25 protein-coding genes and 3 tRNA genes are annotated in these 23,546 nt (G+C 65.4%); 13 read left to right on the top strand and 15 right to left on the bottom strand.

The window, feature by feature from the left end:
- Positions 1-134: 134 nt before the first annotated feature.
- Positions 135-211 (bottom strand) — tRNA-Pro (locus HF684_RS08985).
- An 82-nt stretch (positions 212-293) separates the two neighbouring features.
- Between HF684_RS08985 and HF684_RS08980 the strand changes: the two genes are divergently transcribed.
- The gene (locus tag HF684_RS08980) at positions 294-782 is read left to right on the top strand and encodes a TetR family transcriptional regulator (protein WP_169252204.1); all 489 of its coding nucleotides are present in this window, start codon (positions 294-296) and stop codon (positions 780-782) included.
- A gap of 103 nt (positions 783-885) precedes the next feature.
- Positions 886-959 (top strand) — tRNA-Val (locus HF684_RS08975).
- Positions 960-1,011: 52 nt separating this feature from the next.
- Here HF684_RS08975 and HF684_RS08970 read toward each other — a convergent pair.
- Positions 1,012-1,179 (bottom strand): hypothetical protein, encoded by a 168-nt coding sequence (locus HF684_RS08970; RefSeq protein WP_169252203.1) that lies wholly within the window; start codon positions 1,177-1,179, stop codon positions 1,012-1,014.
- Positions 1,180-1,301: 122 nt separating this feature from the next.
- Here HF684_RS08970 and HF684_RS08965 point away from each other — a divergent pair, with 122 nt between their 5' ends.
- Entirely contained in the window at positions 1,302-1,892 is a 591-nt protein-coding gene (locus HF684_RS08965; protein ID WP_248279186.1) for a DUF2249 domain-containing protein, read from the top strand.
- A 28-nt stretch (positions 1,893-1,920) separates the two neighbouring features.
- On the opposite strand, the gene HF684_RS08960 is transcribed toward HF684_RS08965, so the two are convergent.
- Complete coding sequence (locus HF684_RS08960; protein ID WP_169252201.1) at positions 1,921-2,349, bottom strand: DUF1801 domain-containing protein; 429 nt, start codon at positions 2,347-2,349, stop codon at positions 1,921-1,923.
- A gap of 17 nt (positions 2,350-2,366) precedes the next feature.
- Positions 2,367-2,843 carry an Lrp/AsnC family transcriptional regulator gene (locus HF684_RS08955; protein ID WP_169252200.1) on the bottom strand — a complete coding sequence of 159 codons (477 nt, stop codon included), beginning with the start codon at positions 2,841-2,843 and terminating at the stop codon, positions 2,367-2,369.
- 110 nt (positions 2,844-2,953) lie between these two features.
- Here HF684_RS08955 and HF684_RS08950 point away from each other — a divergent pair, with 110 nt between their 5' ends.
- Both HF684_RS08950 and HF684_RS08945 read left to right on the top strand, forming a co-directional pair.
- Positions 2,954-4,135 (top strand): PLP-dependent aspartate aminotransferase family protein, encoded by a 1,182-nt coding sequence (locus HF684_RS08950; RefSeq protein ID WP_169252199.1) that lies wholly within the window; start codon positions 2,954-2,956, stop codon positions 4,133-4,135.
- Between the two features lie 71 nt (positions 4,136-4,206).
- On the top strand, positions 4,207-4,968 hold the full coding sequence (locus HF684_RS08945) for a MerR family transcriptional regulator (RefSeq protein ID WP_169252198.1): 762 nt from the start codon (positions 4,207-4,209) through the stop codon (positions 4,966-4,968).
- A 26-nt stretch (positions 4,969-4,994) separates the two neighbouring features.
- On the opposite strand, the gene HF684_RS08940 is transcribed toward HF684_RS08945, so the two are convergent.
- The 3 genes from HF684_RS08940 to HF684_RS08930 form a co-directional block, all read right to left on the bottom strand.
- A complete protein-coding gene (locus HF684_RS08940; protein WP_169252197.1) occupies positions 4,995-5,399 on the bottom strand; it encodes an HIT family protein in 405 nt (134 codons plus the stop codon).
- Between the two features lie 64 nt (positions 5,400-5,463).
- Positions 5,464-5,931, bottom strand: a complete 468-nt coding sequence (locus tag HF684_RS08935; protein WP_169252196.1) for a redoxin domain-containing protein — start codon at positions 5,929-5,931, stop codon at positions 5,464-5,466.
- Entirely contained in the window at positions 5,928-6,371 is a 444-nt protein-coding gene (locus HF684_RS08930) for a DUF3052 domain-containing protein (protein ID WP_169252195.1), read from the bottom strand. The genes HF684_RS08935 and HF684_RS08930 overlap by 4 nt, the downstream gene beginning before the upstream one ends.
- 293 nt (positions 6,372-6,664) lie before the next feature.
- On the opposite strand from HF684_RS08930, the gene aceE reads away from it, so the two are divergent.
- The 6 genes from aceE (at position 6,665) to HF684_RS08900 (ending at position 14,417) form a co-directional block, all read left to right on the top strand.
- A complete protein-coding gene (gene aceE, locus HF684_RS08925) occupies positions 6,665-9,427 on the top strand; it encodes a pyruvate dehydrogenase (acetyl-transferring), homodimeric type (protein WP_169252194.1) in 2,763 nt (920 codons plus the stop codon).
- Positions 9,428-9,553: 126 nt separating this feature from the next.
- Positions 9,554-10,753, top strand: a complete 1,200-nt coding sequence (locus HF684_RS08920) for a helix-turn-helix domain-containing protein (RefSeq protein ID WP_169252193.1) — start codon at positions 9,554-9,556, stop codon at positions 10,751-10,753.
- A gap of 55 nt (positions 10,754-10,808) precedes the next feature.
- A complete protein-coding gene (locus HF684_RS08915; RefSeq protein ID WP_169252192.1) occupies positions 10,809-11,714 on the top strand; it encodes an ACP S-malonyltransferase in 906 nt (301 codons plus the stop codon).
- A gap of 18 nt (positions 11,715-11,732) precedes the next feature.
- Positions 11,733-12,734, top strand: coding sequence for a beta-ketoacyl-ACP synthase III (locus HF684_RS08910; RefSeq protein ID WP_169252191.1), 1,002 nt, complete (start codon positions 11,733-11,735; stop codon positions 12,732-12,734).
- Positions 12,735-12,853: 119 nt separating this feature from the next.
- On the top strand, positions 12,854-13,105 hold the full coding sequence (locus HF684_RS08905) for an acyl carrier protein (RefSeq protein WP_025776743.1): 252 nt from the start codon (positions 12,854-12,856) through the stop codon (positions 13,103-13,105).
- 67 nt (positions 13,106-13,172) lie between these two features.
- Positions 13,173-14,417 carry a beta-ketoacyl-[acyl-carrier-protein] synthase family protein gene (locus HF684_RS08900; protein ID WP_169252190.1) on the top strand — a complete coding sequence of 415 codons (1,245 nt, stop codon included), beginning with the start codon at positions 13,173-13,175 and terminating at the stop codon, positions 14,415-14,417.
- Between the two features lie 331 nt (positions 14,418-14,748).
- On the opposite strand, the gene HF684_RS08895 is transcribed toward HF684_RS08900, so the two are convergent.
- A complete protein-coding gene (locus HF684_RS08895; RefSeq protein WP_039211244.1) occupies positions 14,749-15,240 on the bottom strand; it encodes a DUF3145 domain-containing protein in 492 nt (163 codons plus the stop codon).
- 158 nt (positions 15,241-15,398) lie between these two features.
- On the opposite strand from HF684_RS08895, the gene HF684_RS08890 reads away from it, so the two are divergent.
- A complete protein-coding gene (locus HF684_RS08890) occupies positions 15,399-15,932 on the top strand; it encodes a hypothetical protein (RefSeq protein WP_169252189.1) in 534 nt (177 codons plus the stop codon).
- A 56-nt stretch (positions 15,933-15,988) separates the two neighbouring features.
- On the opposite strand, the gene HF684_RS08885 is transcribed toward HF684_RS08890, so the two are convergent.
- From HF684_RS08885 to HF684_RS08870, 4 genes are all read right to left on the bottom strand, one after another.
- Positions 15,989-16,065 (bottom strand) — tRNA-Ile (locus HF684_RS08885).
- A 92-nt stretch (positions 16,066-16,157) separates the two neighbouring features.
- Positions 16,158-17,441 (bottom strand): EAL domain-containing protein, encoded by a 1,284-nt coding sequence (locus HF684_RS08880; RefSeq protein WP_169252188.1) that lies wholly within the window; start codon positions 17,439-17,441, stop codon positions 16,158-16,160.
- 120 nt (positions 17,442-17,561) lie between these two features.
- Complete coding sequence (locus HF684_RS08875; RefSeq protein ID WP_248279185.1) at positions 17,562-19,001, bottom strand: MFS transporter; 1,440 nt, start codon at positions 18,999-19,001, stop codon at positions 17,562-17,564.
- A gap of 92 nt (positions 19,002-19,093) precedes the next feature.
- Entirely contained in the window at positions 19,094-19,882 is a 789-nt protein-coding gene (locus HF684_RS08870; protein ID WP_169252187.1) for an LLM class flavin-dependent oxidoreductase, read from the bottom strand.
- A gap of 358 nt (positions 19,883-20,240) precedes the next feature.
- On the opposite strand from HF684_RS08870, the gene HF684_RS08865 reads away from it, so the two are divergent.
- Positions 20,241-20,702 carry a hypothetical protein gene (locus tag HF684_RS08865; protein ID WP_169252186.1) on the top strand — a complete coding sequence of 154 codons (462 nt, stop codon included), beginning with the start codon at positions 20,241-20,243 and terminating at the stop codon, positions 20,700-20,702.
- A 148-nt stretch (positions 20,703-20,850) separates the two neighbouring features.
- On the opposite strand, the gene HF684_RS08860 is transcribed toward HF684_RS08865, so the two are convergent.
- From HF684_RS08860 to HF684_RS08850, 3 genes are read right to left on the bottom strand one after another with little or no spacing between them, the layout of a single operon-like run.
- The gene (locus HF684_RS08860) at positions 20,851-21,153 is read right to left on the bottom strand and encodes a hypothetical protein (RefSeq protein ID WP_007321360.1); all 303 of its coding nucleotides are present in this window, start codon (positions 21,151-21,153) and stop codon (positions 20,851-20,853) included.
- Positions 21,154-21,165: 12 nt separating this feature from the next.
- On the bottom strand, positions 21,166-23,130 hold the full coding sequence (locus HF684_RS08855; protein ID WP_169252185.1) for a cation-translocating P-type ATPase: 1,965 nt from the start codon (positions 23,128-23,130) through the stop codon (positions 21,166-21,168).
- A complete protein-coding gene (locus tag HF684_RS08850; protein WP_169253847.1) occupies positions 23,127-23,495 on the bottom strand; it encodes a metalloregulator ArsR/SmtB family transcription factor in 369 nt (122 codons plus the stop codon). The genes HF684_RS08855 and HF684_RS08850 overlap by 4 nt, the downstream gene beginning before the upstream one ends.
- Between the last annotated feature and the right edge of the window lie 51 nt (positions 23,496-23,546).

Raw genomic sequence — 23,546 nt, 5'->3', positions numbered from 1 at the left:
ACTCGAGTACCTGTTCAGAACCCGATTGAACCGGCCCCAAGTCAACGCTCGGGCCCGCCGGAGTCAGGCACTCAACGGGCCGGGAATGCAGAAGTGCCGCAACCTCGCCTGAGCGATGCTGCGGCACTTAACCATGGTCGGGATAGCGGGATTCGAACCCACGACCTCCTCGTCCCGAACGAGGCGCGCTACCAAGCTGCGCTATATCCCGTGACCAGGAACTACTATAGCGATGGGAACGCGATCTGAAAAATCGGGACGGTCCACTTCGGAAGAATGAAAGGTATGTCTCATTGGCACTGACAGCCGAAAGCATCACCACCACTGCTCTGACCATCCTGTCGCACTACGGTCTCGGCGATCTGTCCATGCGCCGACTCGCCCGTGAACTCGAGGTTCAGCCCTCGGCGCTGTACTGGCACGTCAAGGACAAGCAGTCCCTTCTCATCCTCATCTCCCGACGCCTCAAGGCCGAAGTCGATGCCCTCAGTCCCGTCGTCGCGGATCCACTCGCCGCAGCCATGTCTCTGCGCGAGGTGCTGCTGAAATACCGTGACGGAGCCGAGATCGTGCTGCTCGGCTATTCGATCGCACCGGGGGACGTCACGCCTGAAGCCTTGGCGGCCGATCGGCTGGGTGCCGAACTCTCTCACGGAATCCTCACGCTCACGCTCGGCGCCGTGGCCGTCGAGCAGAACCGCAGACTCTTCGCGATCGACCCCGCCGATGCGGCAGAGAATTTCGCCGCCAATGCCTCACTCCTGCTGCGTTCTTCACGGTGACCGCCTTGACCGGCACACTCATCGCCGTCGATCCCGTTTCGCCGCTCACCTCGGGATGTGGCATACTGATCAGGCGCCGTCGCAGTCGTCGACGACGCAGGTGGGGCCTATAGCTCAGTTGGCTAGAGCATCTCGTTTACACCGAGAGGGTCGGGGGTTCGAGTCCCTCTGGGCCCACCGTCAAGGCATCTCGTGTTCACGGGGTGCCTTTTCCGTGTTCCGACCCAACTCACCAGCCCAGATCGGCAGGTCCGATCCACGCAGGTCCGAGTCCGCCGCCCCGAAACTCGCCGAGGCGGCACCGGCGGGCGGCCCTTCCGCTGTGCGCCCCGCGTGCCTTCTCCATCAGCTCTGCGCTGAGGGTCTCGAGGTTCTGTGCGGACACCTGATCGATCATCGCGAACCCCTCCTGAGTTGCCTCCAGCCCTGAGGCTTGCTCCTCGCCTCAGGGTAGCCTCGTTTTCGATCTGTGGTGATAGCTTCGAAGAGGAATCAGCGAAGCAAGTGAGAGGTCATGCTGTGGCAGACGAACCCGTCATCGACGTCCGGAGCATACCGAAGCCGGAGCGGCATCCGCTCATCATCAAAGCGTATGAGGAACTCGAGATCGGCACCGGCCTGATCCTCATCAATGACCACCCGCCCGAGGGTCTGCGTGCGGAGTTGGCACGCGAGTTCGCCGAGGCGGTCGGATGGGAGCCGCTGGAGGGCACCGAGGATGAGGTCCGGGTGCGCATCGTCCGCCGTGCGTCCACCCCTGCGCCTCGCGTCGTCCTCAACGTCGCCGAACTCAGCGAGACTGTCGATGATTCCGGGTCCGTCTGGCAGCTGCCGACGCAGCACCGTGACCTCGATGCGAACGTCATCGTGCTGGCCCCGGGCGGTGAGATCCGCGAACACACCGGCCCGTCTCTCGACGTCCTCATCCACATCCTCGCTGGTGCCGGCACCCTCGAGACCGAAACGGGAACGATCGGCCTGTCCCCCGGTCAGATCGTATGGCTGCCCCGACGCTCCCGCCGTCGTTTCCTGGCCGACGCCGAGGCGGGGCTGCAGTACTTCTCGGTCCATCAGCGCAAACAGGGGCTGAGCATCACCTCTCGCAGCTGATGAATGGGCTGGACACCCGGATCGGTGATCAGCGTCCCGGCTCCGGATCATCCGGACGGGCCGCGGCGATCGCGATGAGCCTGCGCAGCACCGCCTCGTCGATGTTCTCCAGGCGACGCACATAGACGCACCCGGCGCCCTCGGTGTACGTTCCGAGCTGCGGGAGCAGCTTCGCCCCTTCCGGCAGGTCCTTGAGCCCGTACAGCGAGAGCTGGCTCTTGCGCGGGGAGAAACCCGTCGCCGGCCACTCACCGTGACTGCGCGGGTTCACAGGTGATCGGTAGTGGTACCGGCCGTAGCCGACGATCGATGGTCCCCACATGACGGGCTCTTCGCCGGTGACATCGCGGAAGATCGCGTCGAGGGCGATTCCGTCCTCCCTGCGCTTCTCCGGAGTCACGGCATCGAGGTACGCGGCGACATCGACATCGGTCGGCTGGGTCTTGTTCTCTGCCATGAGGACAGTATGGCATTTCAGGACTCCTCGGGGATCCATGCCGAGCCGTCCTCGACCCGATAGATGAGGTTCGTGCGCGTATGCGCGACAGCGGGATACCGGGTGAGATAGTCGAGCACGAAGGACTGCACAGCGGCAGCATCGGTGGCGACGATATGCAGCAGATAGTCGTCAGCTCCGGCCATATGGTACATCCGCACCACCCCCGGAAACTTCGGGGCGGCCGCAGTGAACGCATCGATCTCAGCGCGATCATGCTTGGCCAGGCGAATCGATACGAGCGCCTGCAGGCCCACGCCCAGTGCTGTCGGATCGACATCGATATGGAATCCGCGGATGACGCCGAGAGATCTCAGTCGTTTGAGGCGCAGGGAGACCGTCGATTCGGAGATCCCGACGGCCGCGGCCAGGACTGCGCCCGAGGCCCGAGCATCGGCGTTGAGCTCCTGCAGGAGGCGACGATCGGTGGCATCGAGTGAGACATTCTGCGACATGAGTCACAGTCTTCCATATCTCTTCGCAGACTCTCCTGCCAGATTCCCGGATCCTCGCAGGAGATTGCAGGATCATTGCGTCTGCCGGGAGAAGTGTATTGAATGCGGTTATGACATCGATGCACCCTGAGACCCGCATGGTCCACGGCGGAATGGACGGCCTCGCAGCGTCAGGCGTTCATGTCCCCGCGATCGACCTCTCCACCACCAACCCGGTCAACGACGTCCGCACGGGCGGAGATTCCTACGAGAGCCTTGCCGGCGGACATCCCTTGAAAGAGGGAGATTCCCCTGTCTACCAACGTCTGTGGCAGCCCGGTGTGGCACGGTTCGAATCCGCGCTCGCCGAATTGGAGAACGCCGAATCAGCCGTGGCCTTCGCCACGGGAATGGCTGCCATGACTGCCGCACTCCTCGCCGCAGTCGACGCCGGGACACCCCATATCGTCGCCGTCCGTCCCCTCTATGGGGGCAGTGACCACCTGCTCGAGTCCGGCCTGCTCGGCACCTCAGTGACCTGGGCGGAAGAGGACCAGATCGCCGAGTCGATCCGTGAAGACACCGGGCTCGTCATCGTCGAGACACCGGCGAACCCCAGCCTCGACCTCGTCGACATAAGCTCGGTCGTCGCTGCAGCGGGAGACGTGCCGGTACTGGTCGACAACACCTTCTGCACCCCTGTGCTCCAACGGCCGATCGATCACGGGGCCGCTCTCGTGCTCCACAGCGCCACGAAATACCTCGGCGGTCACGGAGACGCGATGGGCGGAATCATTGCGACGAATACAGACTGGGCCATGCGACTGCGCCGGGTGCGCGCCATCACCGGAGCCCTCCTGCACCCGATGGGCGCCTATCTCCTCCACCGAGGGCTGCGGACTCTCGCCGTGCGGATGCGTGCGGCCCAGGACACCGCAGGCGAACTCGCGCGCCGACTCCAGACGCGCCCGGAGATCGCCCGCGTCCACTACCCCGGCTTCGCCGACTCCGATCCGCGCGGGCTTGTCGGCTCGCAGATGCGCGGCGGCGGGGCGATGATCGCCATCGAACTGGCCGGCGGATTCGACGCGGCCCGGACCTTCGTCGAACACTGCGACCTCATCGTCCACGCGGTCTCGCTCGGCGGTGCCGACACGCTCATCCAGCACCCGGCCTCACTCACCCACCGGCCCGTAGCGGCCACCGCGAAGCCCGGGGACGGCCTCGTCCGCCTGTCGGTCGGGCTCGAACACGTCGACGACCTCGCACGAGACCTCTTCTCGGCCCTCGACGCCATCCGCGAAGCGGCCTGACAGAGCTCACTCCGCGAACGTCTCAATCGGCTCTTGACCTTGACGTTGCGTCAACTTCTAGGCTGTCAGACATGGACTGGTCCATTCAGGAAATCGCACGGCTGACGGGAACGACGAGCCGAACCCTGCGTCACTATGACAACATCGGTCTGCTGCCGCCGACCTCCATCGCCGCCAATGGCTATCGCTGCTACGACGAAGCGGCTCTGGTGCGTCTCCAGCGCATCTTGCTGCTCAAGGAGCTGGGTCTGCCGTTGACGACGATCGCCGAGGTCCTCGACCGGAGAGACGATCCGGTCGAGGCGCTGTCGCAGCATCTGGTCTCACTCGGACGCGAGAGAGACCGGCTCGACCGACAGCTCGCCGCCGTCACCGTCACCATCACCCGACTGAAAGCAGGTGAGCCGCTCATGGCTGAAGAGATGTTCGATGGCTTCGACCATCGCGAATACAAGGAGGAAGTGACCAGGCGCTGGGGTGCCGATGCCTATCGACGGGGAGACGAATGGTGGTCCCGTAAGTCCCCGGAGGAGCAGCAGGAGTGGAAGGCCCGCGTCTCGGCTCTGTCCGAGGATTGGATCGCCGCCGCCGAGGCGGGGGCCGGGCCCGAATCGGACCGCTGCCAGGACCTCGCTCGACGTCATGTCGAATGGCTGCGCGCAGTTCCGGGCACACCCGCGAACGATCCCGACGGAGACCTCGCAGGGTATGTGCGCGGCCTCGGGCAGATGTACGTCGACGACCCCCGGTTCGCAGCGAACTACGGCGGCACCGGCGGAGCCCAACTCGTCAGGGACGCACTCGAGCGCTACCTCGTGACTCGCGGCCTCTGACACCCACGGAGTCGGCTCTCGTCGACTCAGGGCAGCTCGGAGAGTGCCTGCCGGATCTTCTCGGCGGGTGCCTCCAGCTGCTCCGGAGTCTGCATCGGGGCGCGGTCGGAGATGTCGAAGTCATCCATCGAATTCGTCGGCAGGACGTGGATGTGCAGGTGGGGCACTTCGTAGCCGACGATGAGAAGACCGATGCGCTCGCAGTCGAAAGCCTGCTTCTGGGCTTCGCCGATCCTCTTCGCCACCGCGGTGAGGTGAGAGAGAAGTTCCCCATCGGCGTCGATCCAGTGGGAGATCTCCTCCCGCGGAACGACCATGACGTGACCTTCCGTCATCGGAGCGACGTCGAGGAGTGCGACGCACGTGTCATCCTGATGGACGAACGTGCCGGGGATCTCTCCGTTGATGATCTTCGTGAACAGCGTGGCCATAAGGTGTCCTTTTCAGCAGTCGCCGAAAGTGCCGTCGATCGGCACTTCGGTGGTGGCGCGATTCTCACAGGCTGGAAAGCGCCGCGGCGAAATCCTCGGAGAAGTCCCGAGTCTCGGTGCGGGCAACTTGCCTGCCACTGACGATCGTACCCGCAGGTGAGATGACGAAGACTCCTCGTTCGGCGACTCCGTGGAACTCATCGAAGACGCCGAACGCACGCGCCGCATCACCATGAGGCCAGAAATCCGAGGCCAAGGTGACGTCGGTTGCAGCCTGACGGGCCCACGCCGCCAAAGTGTATTTGGAGTCCGCAGACACGACGACGACGTCAACGGCGAGGGAGTCCTGCCGCATCCTGTCCTGCCACCGGTCGAGGGCGGCGAGTTCGTCTCCGCAGATCGGAGAGAAGGCGAACGGAACGAATGCAAGCACGACCGCGGAACGCGGGTCCGCCTCGGTGAGGGTGACGACCGATCCGAGGTGATCGGGGAGGGTGAGATCCGGGGCCCGATCACCGGGCCTCAGGATCATGAATAGTTCTTCTTGCCCACGAGCCGGAATCCGGCCCAGTCATCGGCGGCACTGACCGTGGAAGTCACGTGCATTCCGGCGGTGGGCGCCGCTTCGGAGATCTCGGCGGGGCTGATGTGTCCCGGACGGTTCGCCTTCGGGCTGAGCAGCCACACGACTCCGCCCTCCTTCAATGTGGTCTGGGCGTCGACGAGGCCGTCGATGAGATCATCGTCGTCCGACCGCCACCACATGAGGATCACGTCGTAGACGTCATCCTCTTCGCCATCGGCGATCTTGTCTCCGATGATGTTCTCGATCGCCTCGCAGAGCGCCTGATCGACGTCGTCGTCATAGCCGACCTCTTGCACGTAGTCGCCCTTGTTCAAACCGAGGTTGTGGCCCAGCTCGTTTGCGAGGGTCGAAGTGGAGGATGTCCTTTCAGAAGCGGAGTTGCTCATGCCTGTATTCTTCCGCCAACAGTGGTCAAGGTGCAAATATCGGCGCGCCCGCGCGCGGCAAGCGCACCCAAACAGCACTCAATCAGCACACCGGACGGTGACCATGTCTGCCGGGCGGGCAGATGCGTCAGAGAGATCACAACATCGCGGGAGCGCGAAGTTCGGCTCGGAGTACTAGGCTGACAGATGTATTGGGTGGCCCCTGGGCTCGGACAACCTGCGGAGCACACACCATCCGATGGACATGATCTCTACACCAAAGAAGATCGTGGAGCTGAAGAGAGGACCACATCGTGGACAATCGGAATCAGGGCGGACCCATCCTCAACGGGCTGCCCAGCCAGGTGCCCGACATCGACCCGGAGGAGACCGCCGAATGGCTGGCCTCCCTCGACGGCCTCATCGACGAGGGCGGTCGGACGCGAGCTCGCTATGTCATGCTGCGCATGCTCGAGCGCTCGCGCCAGAAGCAGATCGGCGTGCCCAGCCTCACCGCCACCGACTACGTCAATACCATCGGCCCGGAGAACGAACCCTGGTTCCCCGGTGATGAAGAGGTCGAGCGCCGCTACCGTCGCTGGAACCGCTGGAATGCCGCCATGCTCGTCCACCGCGCCCAGCGCCCCGGCGTCGAGGTCGGCGGACACATCTCCACCTACGCCTCGTCGGCGACCCTCTACGAGGTCGGCCTCAACCACTTCTTCCGGGGCAAGGACCATCCCGGCGGCGGCGACCACATCTTCTACCAGGGGCACGCCTCCCCCGGCATGTACGCCCGCGCCTACCTCGAAGGCCGGATGAGCGCCGAGCAGCTAGACGGGTTCCGTCAGCAGCAGTCGCACTTCATCGACGGCAAGCCGCAGGGGCTGCCGTCCTACCCGCACCCGCACCAGCTGCCGGACTTCTGGGAGCACCCGACGGTGTCGATGGGGCTGGGACCGATGAACGCGATCGCGCAGGCACAGTTCGACAAGTACCTGCACAACCGCGGGATCAAGGACACGTCGCAGCAGCAGACCTGGGCCTTCCTCGGCGACGGCGAGCTCGACGAGCCCGAGAGCCGCGGCATGCTGCACGTCGCCGCCTTCGAAGAGCTCGACAACCTCAACTTCGTCATCAACTGCAACCTGCAGCGCCTCGACGGACCCGTCCGCGGCAACGGCAAGATCATGCAGGAGCTCGAGTCGTACTTCCGCGGTGCCGGCTGGAACGTCATCAAGGTCGTCTGGGGACGCGAATGGGACGCACTGCTGGCCAAGGACCGCGACGGTGCCCTCGTCAACCTGATGAACGCCACCCCCGACGGCGACTACCAGACCTACAAGGGTGAGTCCGGCGGGTTCGTGCGCGACAACTTCTTCGGCCGGGACCCGCGGACGAAGGCGATGGTCGAGGACTACAGCGATGAGCAGATCTGGAACCTCAAGCGCGGCGGCCACGACTACCGCAAGGTCTTCGCCGCCTACAAAGCCGCGATGGAGCACACCGGCCAGCCCACCGTCATCCTCGTCAAGACGGTCAAGGGCTACTCGCTCGGACCTCACTTCGAGGCCCGCAACGCCACACACCAGATGAAGAAGCTCACGGTCGACGATCTCAAGCTCGCCCGTGACCACTTCCAGATCCCGATCTCGGACAAAGAGCTCGAGGACAACCCGAAGCTGCCCCCGTACTACCACCCGGGAGCCGACGCTCCCGAGATCAAGTACATGCAGGAGCGTCGTACAGAACTCGGCGGCTACTCGCCCGAGCGGCGCTCGACCCGTATCGATCTCAAGCTGCCCTCCGACAAGGCCTACCAGGCCGGTCGCCGCGGTTCCGGCAAGCAGGAGATCGCCACCACGATGGGCTTCGTGCGTGTGCTCAAGGATCTCATGCGGGAGAAGGAATTCGGTCACCGCATCGTCCCGATCATCCCTGACGAGGCTCGCACCTTCGGCATGGACTCGTTCTTCCCGACGGCCAAGATCTACAACCCGCACGGGCAGAACTACATCTCCGTCGACCGCGACCTGTTCCTCGCCTACAAGGAGGCCACGGACGGTCAGCTGCTCCACGTCGGCATCAACGAAGCCGGAGCGACCGCGGCGCTGACCGCCGTCGGCACCTCGTACGCCACGCACGGCGAGCCGATGATCCCGTTCTACATCTTCTACTCGATGTTCGGCTTCCAGCGCACCGGTGACTTCTTCTGGGCCGCCGGTGACCAGATGGCCCGCGGCTTCGTCCTCGGTGCCACCGCGGGACGCACCACCCTCGTGGCAGAAGGCCTGCAGCACGGCGACGGGCACTCCCATGTGCTCGCCTCGACGTACCCGTCCGTGGTCTCCTACGACCCGGCCTACAGCTACGAGATCGCCCATATCGTCAAGGACGGCATCCACCGGATGTACGATCCCGCCGACGAGCGCGACCCCGACGTGCTCTACTACATCACGATGTACAACGAGCCGATGGTCCAGCCGGCTGAACCGGAGGACCTCGACGTCGACGGCGTGCTCAAGGGCCTCTACCTGCTGAAGAAGGGACCCGACAACGGCGGACCGAAGGTTCAGCTCATGGCCTCCGGCGTCGGTGTGCCGTGGGTGCTCGAGGCGCAGGAGCTGCTCGATCAGGACTGGGGCGTCTCGGCCGATGTGTGGTCGGTCACCTCGTGGACGGAGCTGCGCCGCGACGGACTCGACGCCGAGAACGAGCGTCTGAAGAACCCGCAGTCCGAACCGCGCATCCCGTACGTGACCGAAAAGATGGCCGAGACCGAAGGCCCGGTCATCGCCACCTCGGACTATATGCGCGCGGTTCCCGACCAGATCCGTCAGTACGTGCCCAGCCACTTCACCTCGCTGGGCACCGACGGATACGGAATCTCGGACACCCGTCCCGCGGCACGTCGCTACTACCTCGTCGACGGCCCGTCCGTGGTCACGCAGGCGCTCATCTCGCTGGCCGACACCGGAAAGATCTCGATCGACAAGGCCGCCGAGGCGGCTGAGAAGTACCAGCTCCACGATGTCCGTGCCGGCAGCTCGGGTTCGACAGAGGGGGCTGGCGCCTGATCTCCCCCGTCACCTGAAAGCTGATATGGCCGGAGTCTCCAAGACTCCGGCCATATTTGTCTCCTTCTTCGAAAGTTTGTATGTCGCTGACAACCCGGTTGTTCTTATTCGTCTAAACTCGTGCTCATGATGTCTGATGCCGAGACCCTGCGCCGTCGCGCCGAAACCGCCCGCAGGCTGCGTGCCGGAGTGGGTGTCCTGTCATCGGTGACTCTGCAGCGACTGGAGGCGCAGCTGCCCTGGTACCGCTCGATGTCGTCGTCCGACCGTTCCTGGGTGGGCCTGCTGGCCCAGTCCGGCATCTCCTCGTTCGTCGACTGGTACCGCAAACCCGACACGAACCTGCGCGTGGTCTCCGACATCTTCAAGACAGCACCACGCGATCTCATCCGTGCCATCAGCCTGCAGCAGACCCTGCAGCTGCTCAAGATCGTCGTCGAGGTCGTCGAGGAGCGCGTCCCGGACATCGCTCGCCCGGTCGAACAGCCGGCCCTGCGCGAAGCCGTGCTCGTCTATTCCCGTGAGATCGCGTTCGCCGCCGCCGACGTCTATGCCCGTGCCGCCGAGGCTCGCGGCAGCTGGGATGCCCGCCTCGAAGCGATGGTCGTCGACGCTCTCGTCCGCGGAGACTCCGTCGATGAGCTCGCCAGCCGCACCGCGGCCTTCGGCTGGCAGTCCGAAGGACCCGTGTGCGTCATCGTCGGCCGCGCCCCGCAGCGCTCGGCGAAGAAGGGACTGGACGGCATCCGCCGCAAGGCCAGTCGGTGGGCCGATGATGCCCTCGTCGGCATCCACGACAACCGGCTGCTCATCGTCCTGGGCGGAGTCACAGAACTCGACGATGCCGTCGAGGACCTCTCTGACTGCTTCGGACCCTCCGAGGTCATCGTCGGGCCCGCAGTGCCGGGCCTCGCCGAGGCTGCCACCTCGGCGAAGGCGGCGATCCGGGCACTCAAAGCCGCGACCGCCCGCCCGGATTCCCCACGCCCCGTCAAAGCCGATGACCTTCTGCCCGAACGTGCACTGTCCGGGGACCGGATGGCCTTGAACGAACTCATCGAACGCTATTACGAACCGCTGACCTCGGGCACCGGACAGCTGCTGAAGACCGTGAGCGCCTATGTCGAATTCGGGTCATCACTCGAGGCCACGGCCAAGGCACTGTCAGTGCACCCGAACACCGTGCGCTACCGGCTGCGCAAGATCACCGACGCCATCGGACTCGACCCGACGACTTCACGTGATGCCTTCGTCATCCACATCGCCTTGGTGTATGGGCGACTGTCCGAGGACGGCGTATTGTCGACCAGCAACAAATCGCAGTGATCTCTGCCCCGAGTCCATTAGATTGATCAACGGAACCCAACGAAAAGAGAACTGAGTGCTTGCAATCACCTGTCCGGGCCAGGGAGCCCAGAAGACCGGTTTCCTGAGTTCGTTCCTCGAACTCGACGCCTTCTCGGCACAGATCGACGAACTCTCGACCGCCTCGGGGATCGACCTGCGTCTGCACGGAACCGAATCCGATGACGAGACGATCAAGGACACCGCGGTGGCACAGCCTCTGCTCGTCGCTTCCGCCATCGCCTGCGCTGCCGAGCTCGGTGTCAGTCCTGCCGTCGTCGCCGGACACTCCGTGGGAGAGATCGCCGCCGCGCAGATCGCCGGCATCTTCTCCGCTGCCGATGCCATGCGCTTCGTCAAGGTTCGTGCCGATGGAATGGCCGCAGCTGCCGCCGCCACTCCGACCGGGATGTCCGCGGTGGTCGGCGGCCAGCCCGACGACGTCCTCGCCGCGATCGAGGCCGCCGGGGCGAGCCCCGCCAATGTCAACGGCGGAGGTCAGACCGTGGCCGCCGGATCTCTCGAAGCGCTCGAGGCACTGGCAGAGAATCCGCCCGAGCGCGCTCGAGTCATTCCGCTGGCCGTGGCCGGTGCCTTCCATACCGAGTTCATGGCTGCCGCCACCGCAGAACTCGCTGCCGCCGCCTCGGCGATGGAGGTCTCCGATCCCGCTGCATCGATCCTCAGCAACTCCGACGGAACTGCCGTCGAAACCGGGCGCGAGTACGTCGACCGTCTGGTCAGGCAGGTCACGCACCCCGTGCGCTGGGATCTGTGCCAGGAGACGCTGCTGAACTCCGGAGTCACCGGAATGATCGAACTCGTCCCCGGTGGCACCCTGACCGGAATCGCTCGACGCGCCATGAAGGGCGTCGAGACCTTCGCAATCAAATCGGCCGCCGACCTCGACGGCGCGCGTGAGTTCGCGGCAGCCCACGCCTGAGAATCGAAAGAAGACGCCATGCCTACACTCAAGACTGCCGAACTCGGCACCTTCTCCCGCATTGCCGGAATCGGTGCCTACCGCGCGGAGAACCTCGTCAGCAATGACGATATCGCCGGCCCCATCAACTCGTCCGACGAATGGATCCGTCAGCGCACCGGCATCGTCACCCGCCGTCGTGCCAGCAAGGATGTCGGCGTCCTCGACATGTCCGAGGAGGCCGCGCTCGAGGCCATCGCCTCCGCCGGACTCAAGCCCGAGGAGATCGGGGCGATCATCATCTCCACGGTCACCTTCGAGTACTTCACGCCCTCAGCGGCCGCGGCACTGACCGCGCGCTTGGGCACCGGGCCGATCCCGGCGTGGGACATCAGCGCTGCCTGCGCCGGCTACTGCTACGGCATCTCCCAGGCCGACGCTCTGGTGCGGGCAGGCACACTCGACAATGTCCTCGTCATCGGAGCCGAGAAGCTCTCCGAGGTCATCGACCCCGAAGACCGCTCAATCTCGTTCATCCTCGGCGATGGCGCCGGTGCAGTCGTCGTGTCCTCCTCCGACGAACCCGGCATCTCGAAGACGGTGTGGGGCTCGAAGGGCGAGAACTGGTCGACCATCCGGATGACGGATTCCCTCTACGACATCCGCGACGACCGCGAACTGCCCTTCCCGACCCTGCGTCAGGACGGGCCGACAGTCTTCCGCTGGGCCGTGTGGGACGGCGCCGAGGTGGCCAAGGAGGCTCTCGCCGCTTCCGGGATCGAAGCCGAGGATCTCGCTGCCTTCATCCCGCACCAGGCGAATATGCGCATCATCGATGAACTCGCCAAGCAGCTGAAGCTTCCCGAGTCCGTCGTGATCGCACGTGATATCGCCGACAACGGGAACACCTCAGCGGCGTCGATCCCGCTGGCCACCGAGCGGCTCCTGCGCGAACAGCCCGAGCTCAGCGGCGGTCTCGCCCTGCAGATGGGCTTCGGCGCCGGACTCGTCTACGGTGCTCAGGTCGTGCGCCTGCCCTGAGACACACCCATTCACGGAAAACTCTCCGTGAATGTCCTAAGATATTCGGCGGGACACTCGTCGAAAAGTTCCTCACACGGTCGACAAACCCTCGACCGAAATCAGAAAGTAGGAAAGAAATGGCATTCACCGAAGCTGAAGTCCTCGCTGGGCTGGCAGAGATCGTCAACGAAGAGACCGGCCTGGCTGTCGAAGCAGTCGAAGCCGACAAGTCGTTCACCGATGACCTCGACATCGACTCCATCTCGATGATGACCATCGTCGTCAACGCTGAGAAGAAGTTCGGCGTGAAGATCCCGGATGACGACGTCAAGGATCTCGTCACCGTTCAGGACGCTGTCGACTACATCAACAAGGCTCAGGAAGCCTGAGACACAGCAGCCGAACACGGCCCGTCCACAGACGGGCCGTGTCCACACTATCGACGAGGTTTGTACCATGACATCTAAAGTTGTCGTCACCGGAATCGGTGCGGTAACCCCCTTGGGCGCGACTGTCGATGCCACTTGGGAAGCCATTCTGGCCGGTCAGTCCGGCGTCCACACAATGGACAACGATTGGTCGGAGAAGTACGGCCTCGCCGTGGACTTCGCCGCGCAGGTCGACCCACAGGTCGTGCCCGACAATCTCAAAAGGGTCCAGGCCAAACGCCTCGATCCGTCGAGCCAGTTCGCCCTCATCTCTGCTCGTGAAGCCATGGCTGACGCCGGCCTCGAGGAGACCGACCCGGAACGCACCGCCGTCTCCTGGGCGACCGGGATCGGCGGAGTGTGGACTCTGCTCGACGCCTGGGACACTCTGCAGGAGGAGGGCCCGCGTCGGGTCATGCCCCTGACCGTGCCCATGCTCATGCCCAACGGCCCCGCGGCCGCCATCGGGATGGAGTTCAAGGCTCGCGCCGGAGTGCAGACGCTGGTCTCCGCCTGCGCCTCATCGACCGAGAGCCTCGGTCACGCCTATGACGTCCTCGCTTCGGGCAAGGCCGACATCATCATCGCCGGTGGTTCCGAAGCCGCAATCCATCCGATCACGCTCGCCTCCTTCAATTCGATGCAGGCGCTGTCACGTCGCACCGATTCTCCCGAGACCGCTTCGCGTCCCTACGACGTCGACCGTGACGGATTCGTCATGGGCGAAGGTGCGGGCACGCTCATCCTCGAGACCGAGGAGCATGCGAAGGCTCGTGGTGCGAAGATCTACGCCGAGGTGGCCAGCTGGGGAATCTCGAACGATGCCTATCACATCACCGGCGGAGAGCCCGAGGGCAAGCACGCCCTGGCCGCCATGCAGCAGGCGCTTGACGCCGGTGGGCTGACCGCTTCCGAGATCAAGCATGTCAACGCACACGCCACGTCGACCCCGGTCGGAGACATCCCCGAATCGCTGGCCATCAGCGAACTCCTCGGCGACAACGTCCCCGACGCCCTCGTCTCGGCCACGAAGTCGATGACCGGCCACCTGCTCGGCGGTACCGGTGCCGTCGAGGCGATCCTCACTGTCAAGGCGCTGCAGACTCGCACCGCTCCCCCGACCATCAACATCGATGAGGTCGACCCGAAGGTCAAGGGGATCAACATCGTCCGTGACACTCCTGCGGATCTGCCTTCCGGCGATATCGCGGCGATCACGAACTCGTTCGGCTTCGGCGGTCACAACGCCGTCGTCGCATTCCGCTCCGTCTGAGGTTCTGCGCGAACTCAGACAGCGCTACGGCCCACTCTGAGTCGGAGAGCACGGTTTTGAAACTGTGCTTTCCGACTCAGAGTGGGCCGTTTCCATTAGGGCGCAGATCGCGGCCTGTACTTGGGAAGGTGGTTTGTGCGGAGCAATCTGCTTAAGGCAACCAGGAAGGTGGTCTGTGCAGAGCCTCCTGCATAAGGCGCGCAGGCACGAGGGCTTGCGAAATGGGCACACCCGAGGTAGGAGGGTGTGCCCATTGAGCAGAATCGAGCGACAGAATCAGGCGAACGGAATCAGCGCGTGTGCCGGCAGTCCCGGCGCGGTGAAGAGAGGCTCAGCCGACCTTGGTCAGCCAGCGCACCGGTGCGCCCTCTCCTGCGTGGCGGAATGCGTCGAGTTCTTCGTCCCACGCTTCGCCGAGGGCGATCGCCATCTCCGAGGAGAACTTCGCGGGATCGCCTGCCGCGCGTTCCATCACGGAGCGGATGCGGTCTTCAGGGACGAGGATGTTTCCGGCCGTGTCGGTGACAGCGTGGTAGATTCCCAGATCGGGTGTGTGGCTCCACCGACCGCCGTCGACTCCGGCCGAGGGCTCCTCGGTGACTTCGTACCGGAGCGAGTCCCAGCCGCGCAGTGCGGATGCGATACGGGCTCCCGAGCCTGCGGGCGCGCGCCAGCAGACTTCTGCGCGCACGAGACCGGGCGCTGCCGGCTGGGGAGTCCAGTCGAAGCGTGCCTGTGCGCCGATTGCCCCGCCCGCTGCCCATTCGATGTGAGGGCACAGCGCACGAGGTGCTGAGTGGACGAAGAGTACGCCCTGTGTCATATCCATTTCTGCCTCCTACCTCGGATACGTCTTCCCCTACGATCCGAAAGGAGGTGCTGACCACATGATAGTCGATGTCCGACCCATAGCCAAGCATCAAATGTGCTGGTGGCGTCGGGTGTCTGCAGGTGGCCGACAATCGGCGTTACGGTGGGAACATGACCGACGTTCACAGTGCCGAGGATGCATCGCTCCGGACCATCCGCATGTTCCCCGACTATGCAGATACGGTGCTGTGGGTCAGTATGCCGATCGACTACGAGGACACGGGACTGTCCGAGTGGCTGGTCGCGGAGCTGGAGGCATGGGAACAGTCCTACTATGACTCGCTCGATTCCGATTTCGAATGGGTGACGGCGACAGCTGAACGCACGTACGCCGAGGAAGGCGTCCGGCTCGCCCGATTTGTCGCTGCCGAAGTCGGCCCGCAGTTCGTCGTGGAGTTCTCTTCATATGAGGTCAGCGCGGAGACTGTGCATATGCGGTCGGAGCATTCCGCCGAGAACCCGAAGGCGGAAGCAGCCTTCACACGGCTGTTCGACGAGGATGAGGCCGAAAAGCGCGAGGCCGAAGAGCGCAGGAGGAACAATCCCGGCGGAAGTTGGATCGCCTACGCTCCCCTGTCCGGGACAGTCTTCGACCCGAATCAAGGCCTGGGGGACCAGCAAGAGCACGAAGAGGATAGGTCCTGAGCGCGATGACAACTGAGGGTTCGACCCCAGTGCTTAGACGACTGTCGAGTCCTGCATGGTGCCCCCGGTCGGACTTGAACCGACGGCCAAGGAATTATGAGTTCCCTGCTCTAACCAGCTGAGCTACGGGGGCCAGCCGAGACAACATTAGCACCATCGGAGTCCGCCTCCCCATTCGGATCACACGTGCGTTCTGCAAAGCCGGGACACCCGGACTCGCGCTGCTCAGGCCCGCAGCCTCGCCGTTGCAGTGAGAGGTGCGACGCGAGTGAGAACGCTGCGTGCGGCGTCGACGCATGTGTACCGGTCGGTCGTGATGTAGACATCGAAGACGGTCTGCCCGTCGCTGCCCGGATCACTGCGTTTCGACGCCGCAACCATGCCCGACCAGTCCGGTCCGACGACCACGACACCGTGTTCGTTGCGAATGGGATCTGACGCATCGACGAGCCCGGTGCGCACTCCGGGAATCGGTGGACCGTCGAACCCGCCGGAGAACATCGCGGTCAGCCCCACGGTGTCACGGATCTTCTCGTACCGCAGCCGTGTCGCCTCGGAGAACTCGGCGTCCTCCCCGAACACGCCGAGAGTGATGGTCGCAGTTCCCGACGCCAGAGCGCGCTCTTCCAGGGCGGCGATCTGGGCGACGAGGAGCTCGCGGTTCATCACCAGCGGCTCACGCCGGAGCCCCTGAGAGATCGAATACGGTGTGCCCAATGCCGGAAGGTTGCGTGAGTAGTGGGAGACGAGAGCGTCCTCGTTCGGTTCGGAGAACGGCTGCGGCTGTTTCGTGGCCTCACCGAAATAGCGCCCCGACATGAATCGTGCCCCCAGGGCACGCACCCGGTCGAGATCGTCTTCGGTCTCGACGCCGTCGGCGAGGATGACCGCGCCGGTGCGTTCGAGATGGGCGTGGAGGAGGCGGTTGAGTTCAGCCAGATGGGAGTCGCAGGCGATGCGCAGGACGTCCGGGTGGAGTCCGACGACGGAGGGATTGACCAGCGGGACGAAGGAGGTGCTGCGCAGGTCGGCACCGACCGATGACATGCCCACGCCCCATCCCATGGCGCGTGCCGAGCGCACCGAACGCAGCACCGAGGCCGGGGACGAGGCAACGCGGTTGGCGTCGAGCTGGAGGATCACCGACCGGTCGGGTTCCCCGGCACGGTCCTCGAGGGTGGCGAAGGATTCGGCTTCGGCGTGGAGGAACAGGCGGTTGGACTTCGGCAGTCCTGCGCCTTCGGCCGTGCGCAGCGCCGAATCCCGCAGGGAGGCGTCGATATCACCGGTGATCGTCGAGGCGCGCATGGCGTGGCGCAGGTTCTCCGATTCGGCACGTCCCAGTTCAGGATCACCCGTGGGGGCCTGCAGAATCTGATGGCCGACCCGTTGGAAAGTCAATACATCGACGACGGGGGCGAAATAGGTTTCGATCCCGCCCGAGCGCACGAGCTCTTCGAGCGCTAGCTCGTCTTCGGGTGCGGCCTCGACCACTGTGTTTCCTTCCATGGGCTGATGTGCGTTCACAGTCTTCCACATTCGGACACAGCGGATTGTCTAAAATCCGTAACATTATTGCGCTGACAGCTGATGCTGGCCGTACCGACCGGGTGTGCCGCGAACGGTTCCTCACGCTCGGCGGGGGCCGCCTCGGCGAACTTCGATAAGGCCGACGACTCCGGCGAGGATGACGATGACGGCGATCGCGACGAACGCTCCCATCATTGCCCAATGCCAATTGCTCACCGCAGTGATCGAGAAGGCCAGAGCGGTCATGATCGCCAGCCCCATCGAGGTGCCGATGCGCTGCCCTGTCTGCAGCACACCCCCGGAGGATCCGGCGTATCGCAGGGGAACCTCCTGCAGAGTCAGAGTCTGATTGGGGCTGATGACCATGCCCTGAGCGGTGCCGATGAAAGCCAGGGTGAGCAGCATCCACCATTCGCTGCCGATGCCACGGGACAGCAGCGCGACGACCCCGATGGTGGCCAGGAGACCGAGGAGGCACAGCGCGATCCCCCAGACGACGAGGCGGCGCCCGATCTGGAAGACGTACCGTCCGGACACATCCGCCGAGACCGCCGAACACAGCGCGGCCGGCAGACCGATCATTCCCGCAGCCAGGGCCGTATGCCCCAGCCCCTGCTGCATGTAGATGGCGACGAGGACCCAGACGCTGGTCACGCCGAGGAAGTAGAGGGCGATGATGATCGCCCCGTTGCTGAAGCTGCGGATGCGGAAGAGATCGAGGTCGACCATCGGAGGGCGACCCTGACGCGCATAGCGACGTTCCCACCATGCCCACAGCCAGATCACGCCGATTCCTGCCGGCAGGGACAGCCAGATGAACCAGCCCAGCGATGATTCGACGAAGGGCAGGAGGATGAGCAGGACGCCGACACCGAGGAGGATGACTCCCACGGGGTCGAGATCCCTGCCGCCTTCGACGCTCTTCGCGTCCTCATCGACGGCAGGTCGCCATGCTCCGGCAGGCAGCCAGACCCGGGCGAGGACGAGAGAGGCGATCGCGAAGGGCACATTGACCAGGAAGGTCGCCCTCCACCCGAGTTCGCTGCCGAACAGTGCGATGAGGGCGCCGCCGAGCACCGGGCCGATGGCCACCGACAGGCCCACGGTGGTGCCCATCAGCCCGAAGGCACGACCGCGCGGCGGACCCTGGAAATACTGCTGCAGCAGGCCCACGACCTGCGGGTTGAGGAACCCCGAGCCCAGCCCCATGGTCACGCGGGAGATATTGAGCGTCAGCGGATCCGGGGCGCTTCCTGCGACCAGCGAGGACAGCCCGAAGAGACCGACGCCGATGACGAACAGCTGGCCGCGCCCGAAGACATCGCCGGCCCGTCCGGCAGCGACGAGGACGACGCCGAAGGACAGCGCATACCCGGTGAGCACCCATTGCAGGGCCGAGGTGGAGGCATCGATGCCGGCGGCGATGGAGGGCAGGACGACATTGATGCTCGAGACCGACAGCAGGGACATGAAGAGGGGGACGAGGCCGATGATGAGGATGCGCTTCTGCGTCTGCGTCATCGTCGTGCGCTCGCTCACTCAGTCTCCCCTGATGGTGAAATGTCCCTTATGGTGATTCATCTCCGATTGGTCTCATCATACGTTCGGAGATGGTCCTACGACGGTACCCTTCAGTGCGCACCGGCAGGCACCCATCCGAGAGCCGGTGCGACATTCTCTGCGAAGGACTCGAGGAGGTGCAGGTTGTAGTCGACGCCGAGCTGGCTGGGGATCGTGAGCATGAGGGTGTCGGCGGCTTGGATGGCCGCATCGGACTGGAGCTCCTCGATCAGCTTGTCCGGTTCACTTGCGTAGGTACGGCCGAACGTCGAGCGCGTGTCGTCGATGATGCCGATCTGATCACCCTGGCCGGTCCCACGCCGACCGAAATAGAGGTCGTCGAGATCGGTGGTGATCGGGAAGATGCTGCGGCTGACGGACACTCTCGGAGTCCATTCGTGCCCCGCGGCGGTCCATGCCTGACGGTACCTGGCGATCTGCTCGGCCTGCAGGTCCCCGAATGCGGCACCGGTCGCCTCGGTGAGCAGAGTCGAACTCATCAGGTTCACACCCTGCTGTGCCGCCCATTCGGCGGTGGAGGCAGATCCAGCACCCCACCAGATGCGGCGTTCAAGGCCAGGGGAATGCGGTTCGATGCGCAGACGCTTCCCCGGACCGAACTGCTGCGGATCGGCCGGGGCAAGTTCCTCGCCGCGGATGGCGCGGAGGAACCGATCGAACTTCTCCCTGGCCAAGTTCGCGGCTTTGGGTTCGGTGTGATCCTCGTAGCCGAAGGCTTCCCATCCGCGCAGGGCCGGCTCCGGAGATCCGCGACTGATGCCCAACGCCACTCGCTGGTCGGAGAGCAGGTCGAGGGCGGCGGCCTCCTCGGCGAGGTGAAGCGGGTTCTCATAGCGCATCTCGCGGTTGTGACGTTGGCAGGCGAGACGTTGACCTGTAGGCACGGAGCGTACGCGCAACGTCGTCGCCGATGCTCGAGCGGCCGACAGTGCGGAGCTTGAAATCATTGATACGCTCGCGACCGACGATGCCGACGTACAGCGACGCTGCTCGGCCGAATATACGGTGCCATGTCAGTCCACGACATGAAACAATGGTTTGTCTATGCTGCTTATAGTTTCTGGCGCATCCGGAGTGGGTAAGACCACGGCCCGAATGAACGCCGCTCCGCTGCTCCGCCCGCAGTTCGAACCGGTCGAGCTGGGGAGCTTCGGTCCCGTCCCAGCCACTCCTACCGTGGCATGGCGACAGAAGACAGTGGAACGAATCGCCCAGCATGCGATCGAGCTGGACGCAGACGACCGGCACGTTCTCCTCGCGGGCGATCCAATCCCTGCGGGAGAAGCTCTCGCAGTTCCCTCCGCCGACAGGGTCGATATCGCTGTCTGCCTCCTCGACCTGTCAGAGGCCGAGCAGAACGCTCGGCTCGATGCGCGTCGAGACCCGCCCGAGATGCGGCACCTCCACCTCGCGTTCGCGGCGTGGATGCGTCGACACGCGGTCGACCCGACGCACGTCACCGAGGCGGTCACGAACGACTCATGGGACCGAATGCAGTGGGATCGGTGGATCGGCGCAGACGTGTCCGACAGGTGGGCCATGACGATCATCGACGGATCCGGTCTGTCTCCGGAAAAGACTGGCGCGGCCATCGCACAGTGGGCCCACGCCGCTACCTCAGGCCGGGCTCCCGTCTTCCGCGCCGGCTGGTTCCGTTAGCGCATGCCCGGGTTGTAGCACCCGTTGTCAGCGTCGGCGCGCTTTACAGCAGAACGCTGACGGCAATCCTGGCTGGTTTTCGATGAAGGCGGCTCTTCCTGCGCTGAGCGTCGGTGCGATGATCGCGCAACCCGGCGGTGCTCCACCCTCATAGGGGCGCATCAAGTACTTCGCGCAGCTGATCGACGGTGGGCGAACCAGCCAGCCCGGCAGGAGTGCGGAACACTCGACAGGCGAGCCCCACCGGCGTGTGCTCGTCGGCGAAGGGGTCGGAACCGTCAATGAGGACGGTCGGGGACCCGTGGAACCCGAGGCGGGCGGCGTCCTCGGCAGTCTCGACTCGCTGATGCACGACGCGGACGTCCGATCGGCCGTCGAGGGCCTCGGTGAGCCGCCGGTCGAGCACCTCCCAGTTCGGGCACCCGTCGAAGTACTGCAACGTGATCTCCATGATCCACTCCTCTCAGGCTCTGTCCGCGCGGACCGCGGCCGGTGACGCCGTCTCAGGCGACGCGGCCGCCGCTTGGCTCTTGCGGGCACGCGCGGCGCGCAGCCCGTTGGCGATGTCCACGACCTCGGCGACCTCGTGGACGAGCACGACTGCGGCCAGGCCGAGCACGCCGGTGATGGCCAGCGGCAGCAGCACGGTGATGATCGCCAGGGACAACACGATGTTCTGGTTCATGATCGCCCGGCCGCGGCGGGCGTGCCGCAGCGCCTGCGGGATCAGGCCGAGGTCGTGTCCGGTGAAGGCGACGTCGGCGGACTCTATCGCGGCGTCGGAGCCGGTCGCGCCCATCGCGATGCCCACTGTCGCCCCGGCCAGGGCGGGGGCGTCGTTGATGCCGTCGCCGATCATCGCGGTGGGTGACTGCTCGGAGAGCTGGGCCACGATGCGGGCCTTGCCCTCCGGCCGCAGCTCGGCGTGCACGTCGCCGATCCCGGCGATCTGCGCCAGGGCGTGGGCGGTGCGGGCGTTGTCTCCGGTGAGCATGCTCACCTCGACGCCCTGGCTCTTCAGCGTGCGCACGACGTCGGGGACCTCGGGGCGCAGCTCGTCGCGGACCCCGATCGCCCCGGCCAGGCGGCCGTCGACGGTGACGAGCACGCAGGTCTGGCCCTCGGCCTCCAGGTCCTCGACCCGGGCCTTGAGCGGTCCGGCGTCGATCCAGCGGGGGCTGCCCACGCTCACCCGGAGGCCGTCGACGGTGCCGCCGATGCCGTGGCCGGCCTCCTCCGTCACCTCTTGCGCGGCGGGGGCTCCCTGGCCCGCGGCGGCGATGGCGGCGGCGAGAGGGTGCGTCGAGTGCTGCTCCACCGCCGCGGCCCAGGCGAGCACCTGCGCGTCGTCGAAGCAGTCGGCGGCGACGACGGCGGTGACCTCGGGCCGGTTGCGGGTCAGGGTGCCGGTCTTGTCCACGGCGAGGTGGCGGATGCCGCCGAGGCGTTCGAAGGCGGCACCGCTCTTGATGACGACGCCGAACTTCGTCGCAGCCCCGATCGCGGACACCACCGTGACGGGCACCGCGATCGCCAGCGCGCACGGGCTGGCCGCGACGAGCACGACCAGGGCGCGGGTGATCCAGGTCTCCGGGTCGCCGAGCAGCGAGCCGAGCACGCCGACCAGGACGGCGAGGACCATCACGCCGGGCACCAGCGGACGGGCGATCCGGTCGGCGATGCGCGCGCGTTCGCCCTTCTCGGTCTGGGCCTGCTCGACCAGCTCCACGATGGTGGTCAGCGAGTTGTCGGTGCCCGCCGCGGTCGCCTCGACCTCCAGGACCCCGGCGGTGTTGATTGCGCCCGCCGACACTGCGCCATCGGGGGCGACCTCGACCGGGATCGACTCGCCGGTGATCGCCGAGGTGTCTAAGCTGGAGCGACCGGACCGGACAGTCCCGTCGGTCGCGACCCGCTCGCCGGGGCGGACCAGCAGCACGTCGCCGACGGCGATCTCCTTGGCCGGGACTTCGACCGAGGCATCGTCGCGCAGCACGGTCGCGGTCTCCGGCACAAGCTTCAGCAGCGCGCGCAGGCCCCCGCGGGCGCGGTCCATTGCCTTGTCCTCCAGGGCCTCGGCGATCGAGTAGAGGAACGCCAGTGCGGCGGCCTCCTCGGCGTAGCCGAGGAGCACTGCGCCGACGGCGCTGATCGTCATCAGCAGCGCGATCCCCAGCTTCCGCTTGACGAACAGGTTCCGCAGAGCGCCGGGCACGAACGTGTACGCGCCCAGCAGCAGGCCCGCCCAGAACGCGACCAGCGCCGCGACGTGCAGCCCCGACCACTCCAGCACCAGGCCGGTGCCGAACGCGACGCCGGAGAGGATCGGCACCACCAGTCCCGGATCGCGCCACCACGGGCGCTCGGCCTCCTCGGCCTCTTCGGCGGCACTGGTGGTCGGCTCGTCGCAGCCGCAGGCGGCGCTCACGAGGCGTCCCCTGAACCGGTCGCGGCGCAGCAGCCGGGCACCGAGCAGTGCGGGTCGATGCACGGCGCGCTCTCGTCCACCGCGAGCGTGACGTCCACCAGCGCCGTCAGCGCCCCGGCCAGGTGCGGGTCGGCGATCTCGTAGCGGGTCTGGCGGCCCTCGGGCTCGGCGACCACGATCCCGCAGTCGCGCAGGCACGTCAGGTGGTTGGACACGTTCGAGCGCGTCAGCCCCAGCTCGCGCGACAGCACGGCAGGGTGGCTCGGGCCCTCGAGCAGGGACATCAGGATCTTGGAGCGCGTCGGGTCGGCCATGGCCCGGCCAAGCCGGTTCATGACGTCGAGGCGCGAAGCAATAGTCAGCATGCACTGAACTATACAGTGCACGCTGACCAATCGTTCAGATGCAGGGGGCTG

The sequence above is a fragment of the Brevibacterium sp. 'Marine' genome (assembly GCF_012844365.1).
Lineage (GTDB): Bacteria > Actinomycetota > Actinomycetes > Actinomycetales > Brevibacteriaceae > Brevibacterium.
This window is presented reverse-complemented; position numbering and strand designations above follow the sequence as displayed.

Coding starts and splice junctions, on each gene's coding strand:
- HF684_RS08970 (WP_169252203.1), bottom strand. CDS start 1,179: ATGATCGATCAGGTGTCCGCACAGAACCTCGAGACCCTCAGCGCAGAG.
- HF684_RS08960 (WP_169252201.1), bottom strand. CDS start 2,349: ATGGCAGAGAACAAGACCCAGCCGACCGATGTCGATGTCGCCGCGTAC.
- HF684_RS08955 (WP_169252200.1), bottom strand. CDS start 2,843: ATGTCGCAGAATGTCTCACTCGATGCCACCGATCGTCGCCTCCTGCAG.
- HF684_RS08950 (WP_169252199.1), top strand. CDS start 2,954: ATGACATCGATGCACCCTGAGACCCGCATGGTCCACGGCGGAATGGAC.
- HF684_RS08945 (WP_169252198.1), top strand. CDS start 4,207: ATGGACTGGTCCATTCAGGAAATCGCACGGCTGACGGGAACGACGAGC.
- HF684_RS08940 (WP_169252197.1), bottom strand. CDS start 5,399: ATGGCCACGCTGTTCACGAAGATCATCAACGGAGAGATCCCCGGCACG.
- HF684_RS08935 (WP_169252196.1), bottom strand. CDS start 5,931: ATGATCCTGAGGCCCGGTGATCGGGCCCCGGATCTCACCCTCCCCGAT.
- HF684_RS08930 (WP_169252195.1), bottom strand. CDS start 6,371: ATGAGCAACTCCGCTTCTGAAAGGACATCCTCCACTTCGACCCTCGCA.
- HF684_RS08920 (WP_169252193.1), top strand. CDS start 9,554: ATGATGTCTGATGCCGAGACCCTGCGCCGTCGCGCCGAAACCGCCCGC.
- HF684_RS08910 (WP_169252191.1), top strand. CDS start 11,733: ATGCCTACACTCAAGACTGCCGAACTCGGCACCTTCTCCCGCATTGCC.
- HF684_RS08905 (WP_025776743.1), top strand. CDS start 12,854: ATGGCATTCACCGAAGCTGAAGTCCTCGCTGGGCTGGCAGAGATCGTC.
- HF684_RS08900 (WP_169252190.1), top strand. CDS start 13,173: ATGACATCTAAAGTTGTCGTCACCGGAATCGGTGCGGTAACCCCCTTG.
- HF684_RS08895 (WP_039211244.1), bottom strand. CDS start 15,240: ATGACACAGGGCGTACTCTTCGTCCACTCAGCACCTCGTGCGCTGTGC.
- HF684_RS08890 (WP_169252189.1), top strand. CDS start 15,399: ATGACCGACGTTCACAGTGCCGAGGATGCATCGCTCCGGACCATCCGC.
- HF684_RS08880 (WP_169252188.1), bottom strand. CDS start 17,441: ATGGAAGGAAACACAGTGGTCGAGGCCGCACCCGAAGACGAGCTAGCG.
- HF684_RS08870 (WP_169252187.1), bottom strand. CDS start 19,882: ATGCGCTATGAGAACCCGCTTCACCTCGCCGAGGAGGCCGCCGCCCTC.
- HF684_RS08860 (WP_007321360.1), bottom strand. CDS start 21,153: ATGGAGATCACGTTGCAGTACTTCGACGGGTGCCCGAACTGGGAGGTG.
- HF684_RS08850 (WP_169253847.1), bottom strand. CDS start 23,495: ATGCTGACTATTGCTTCGCGCCTCGACGTCATGAACCGGCTTGGCCGG.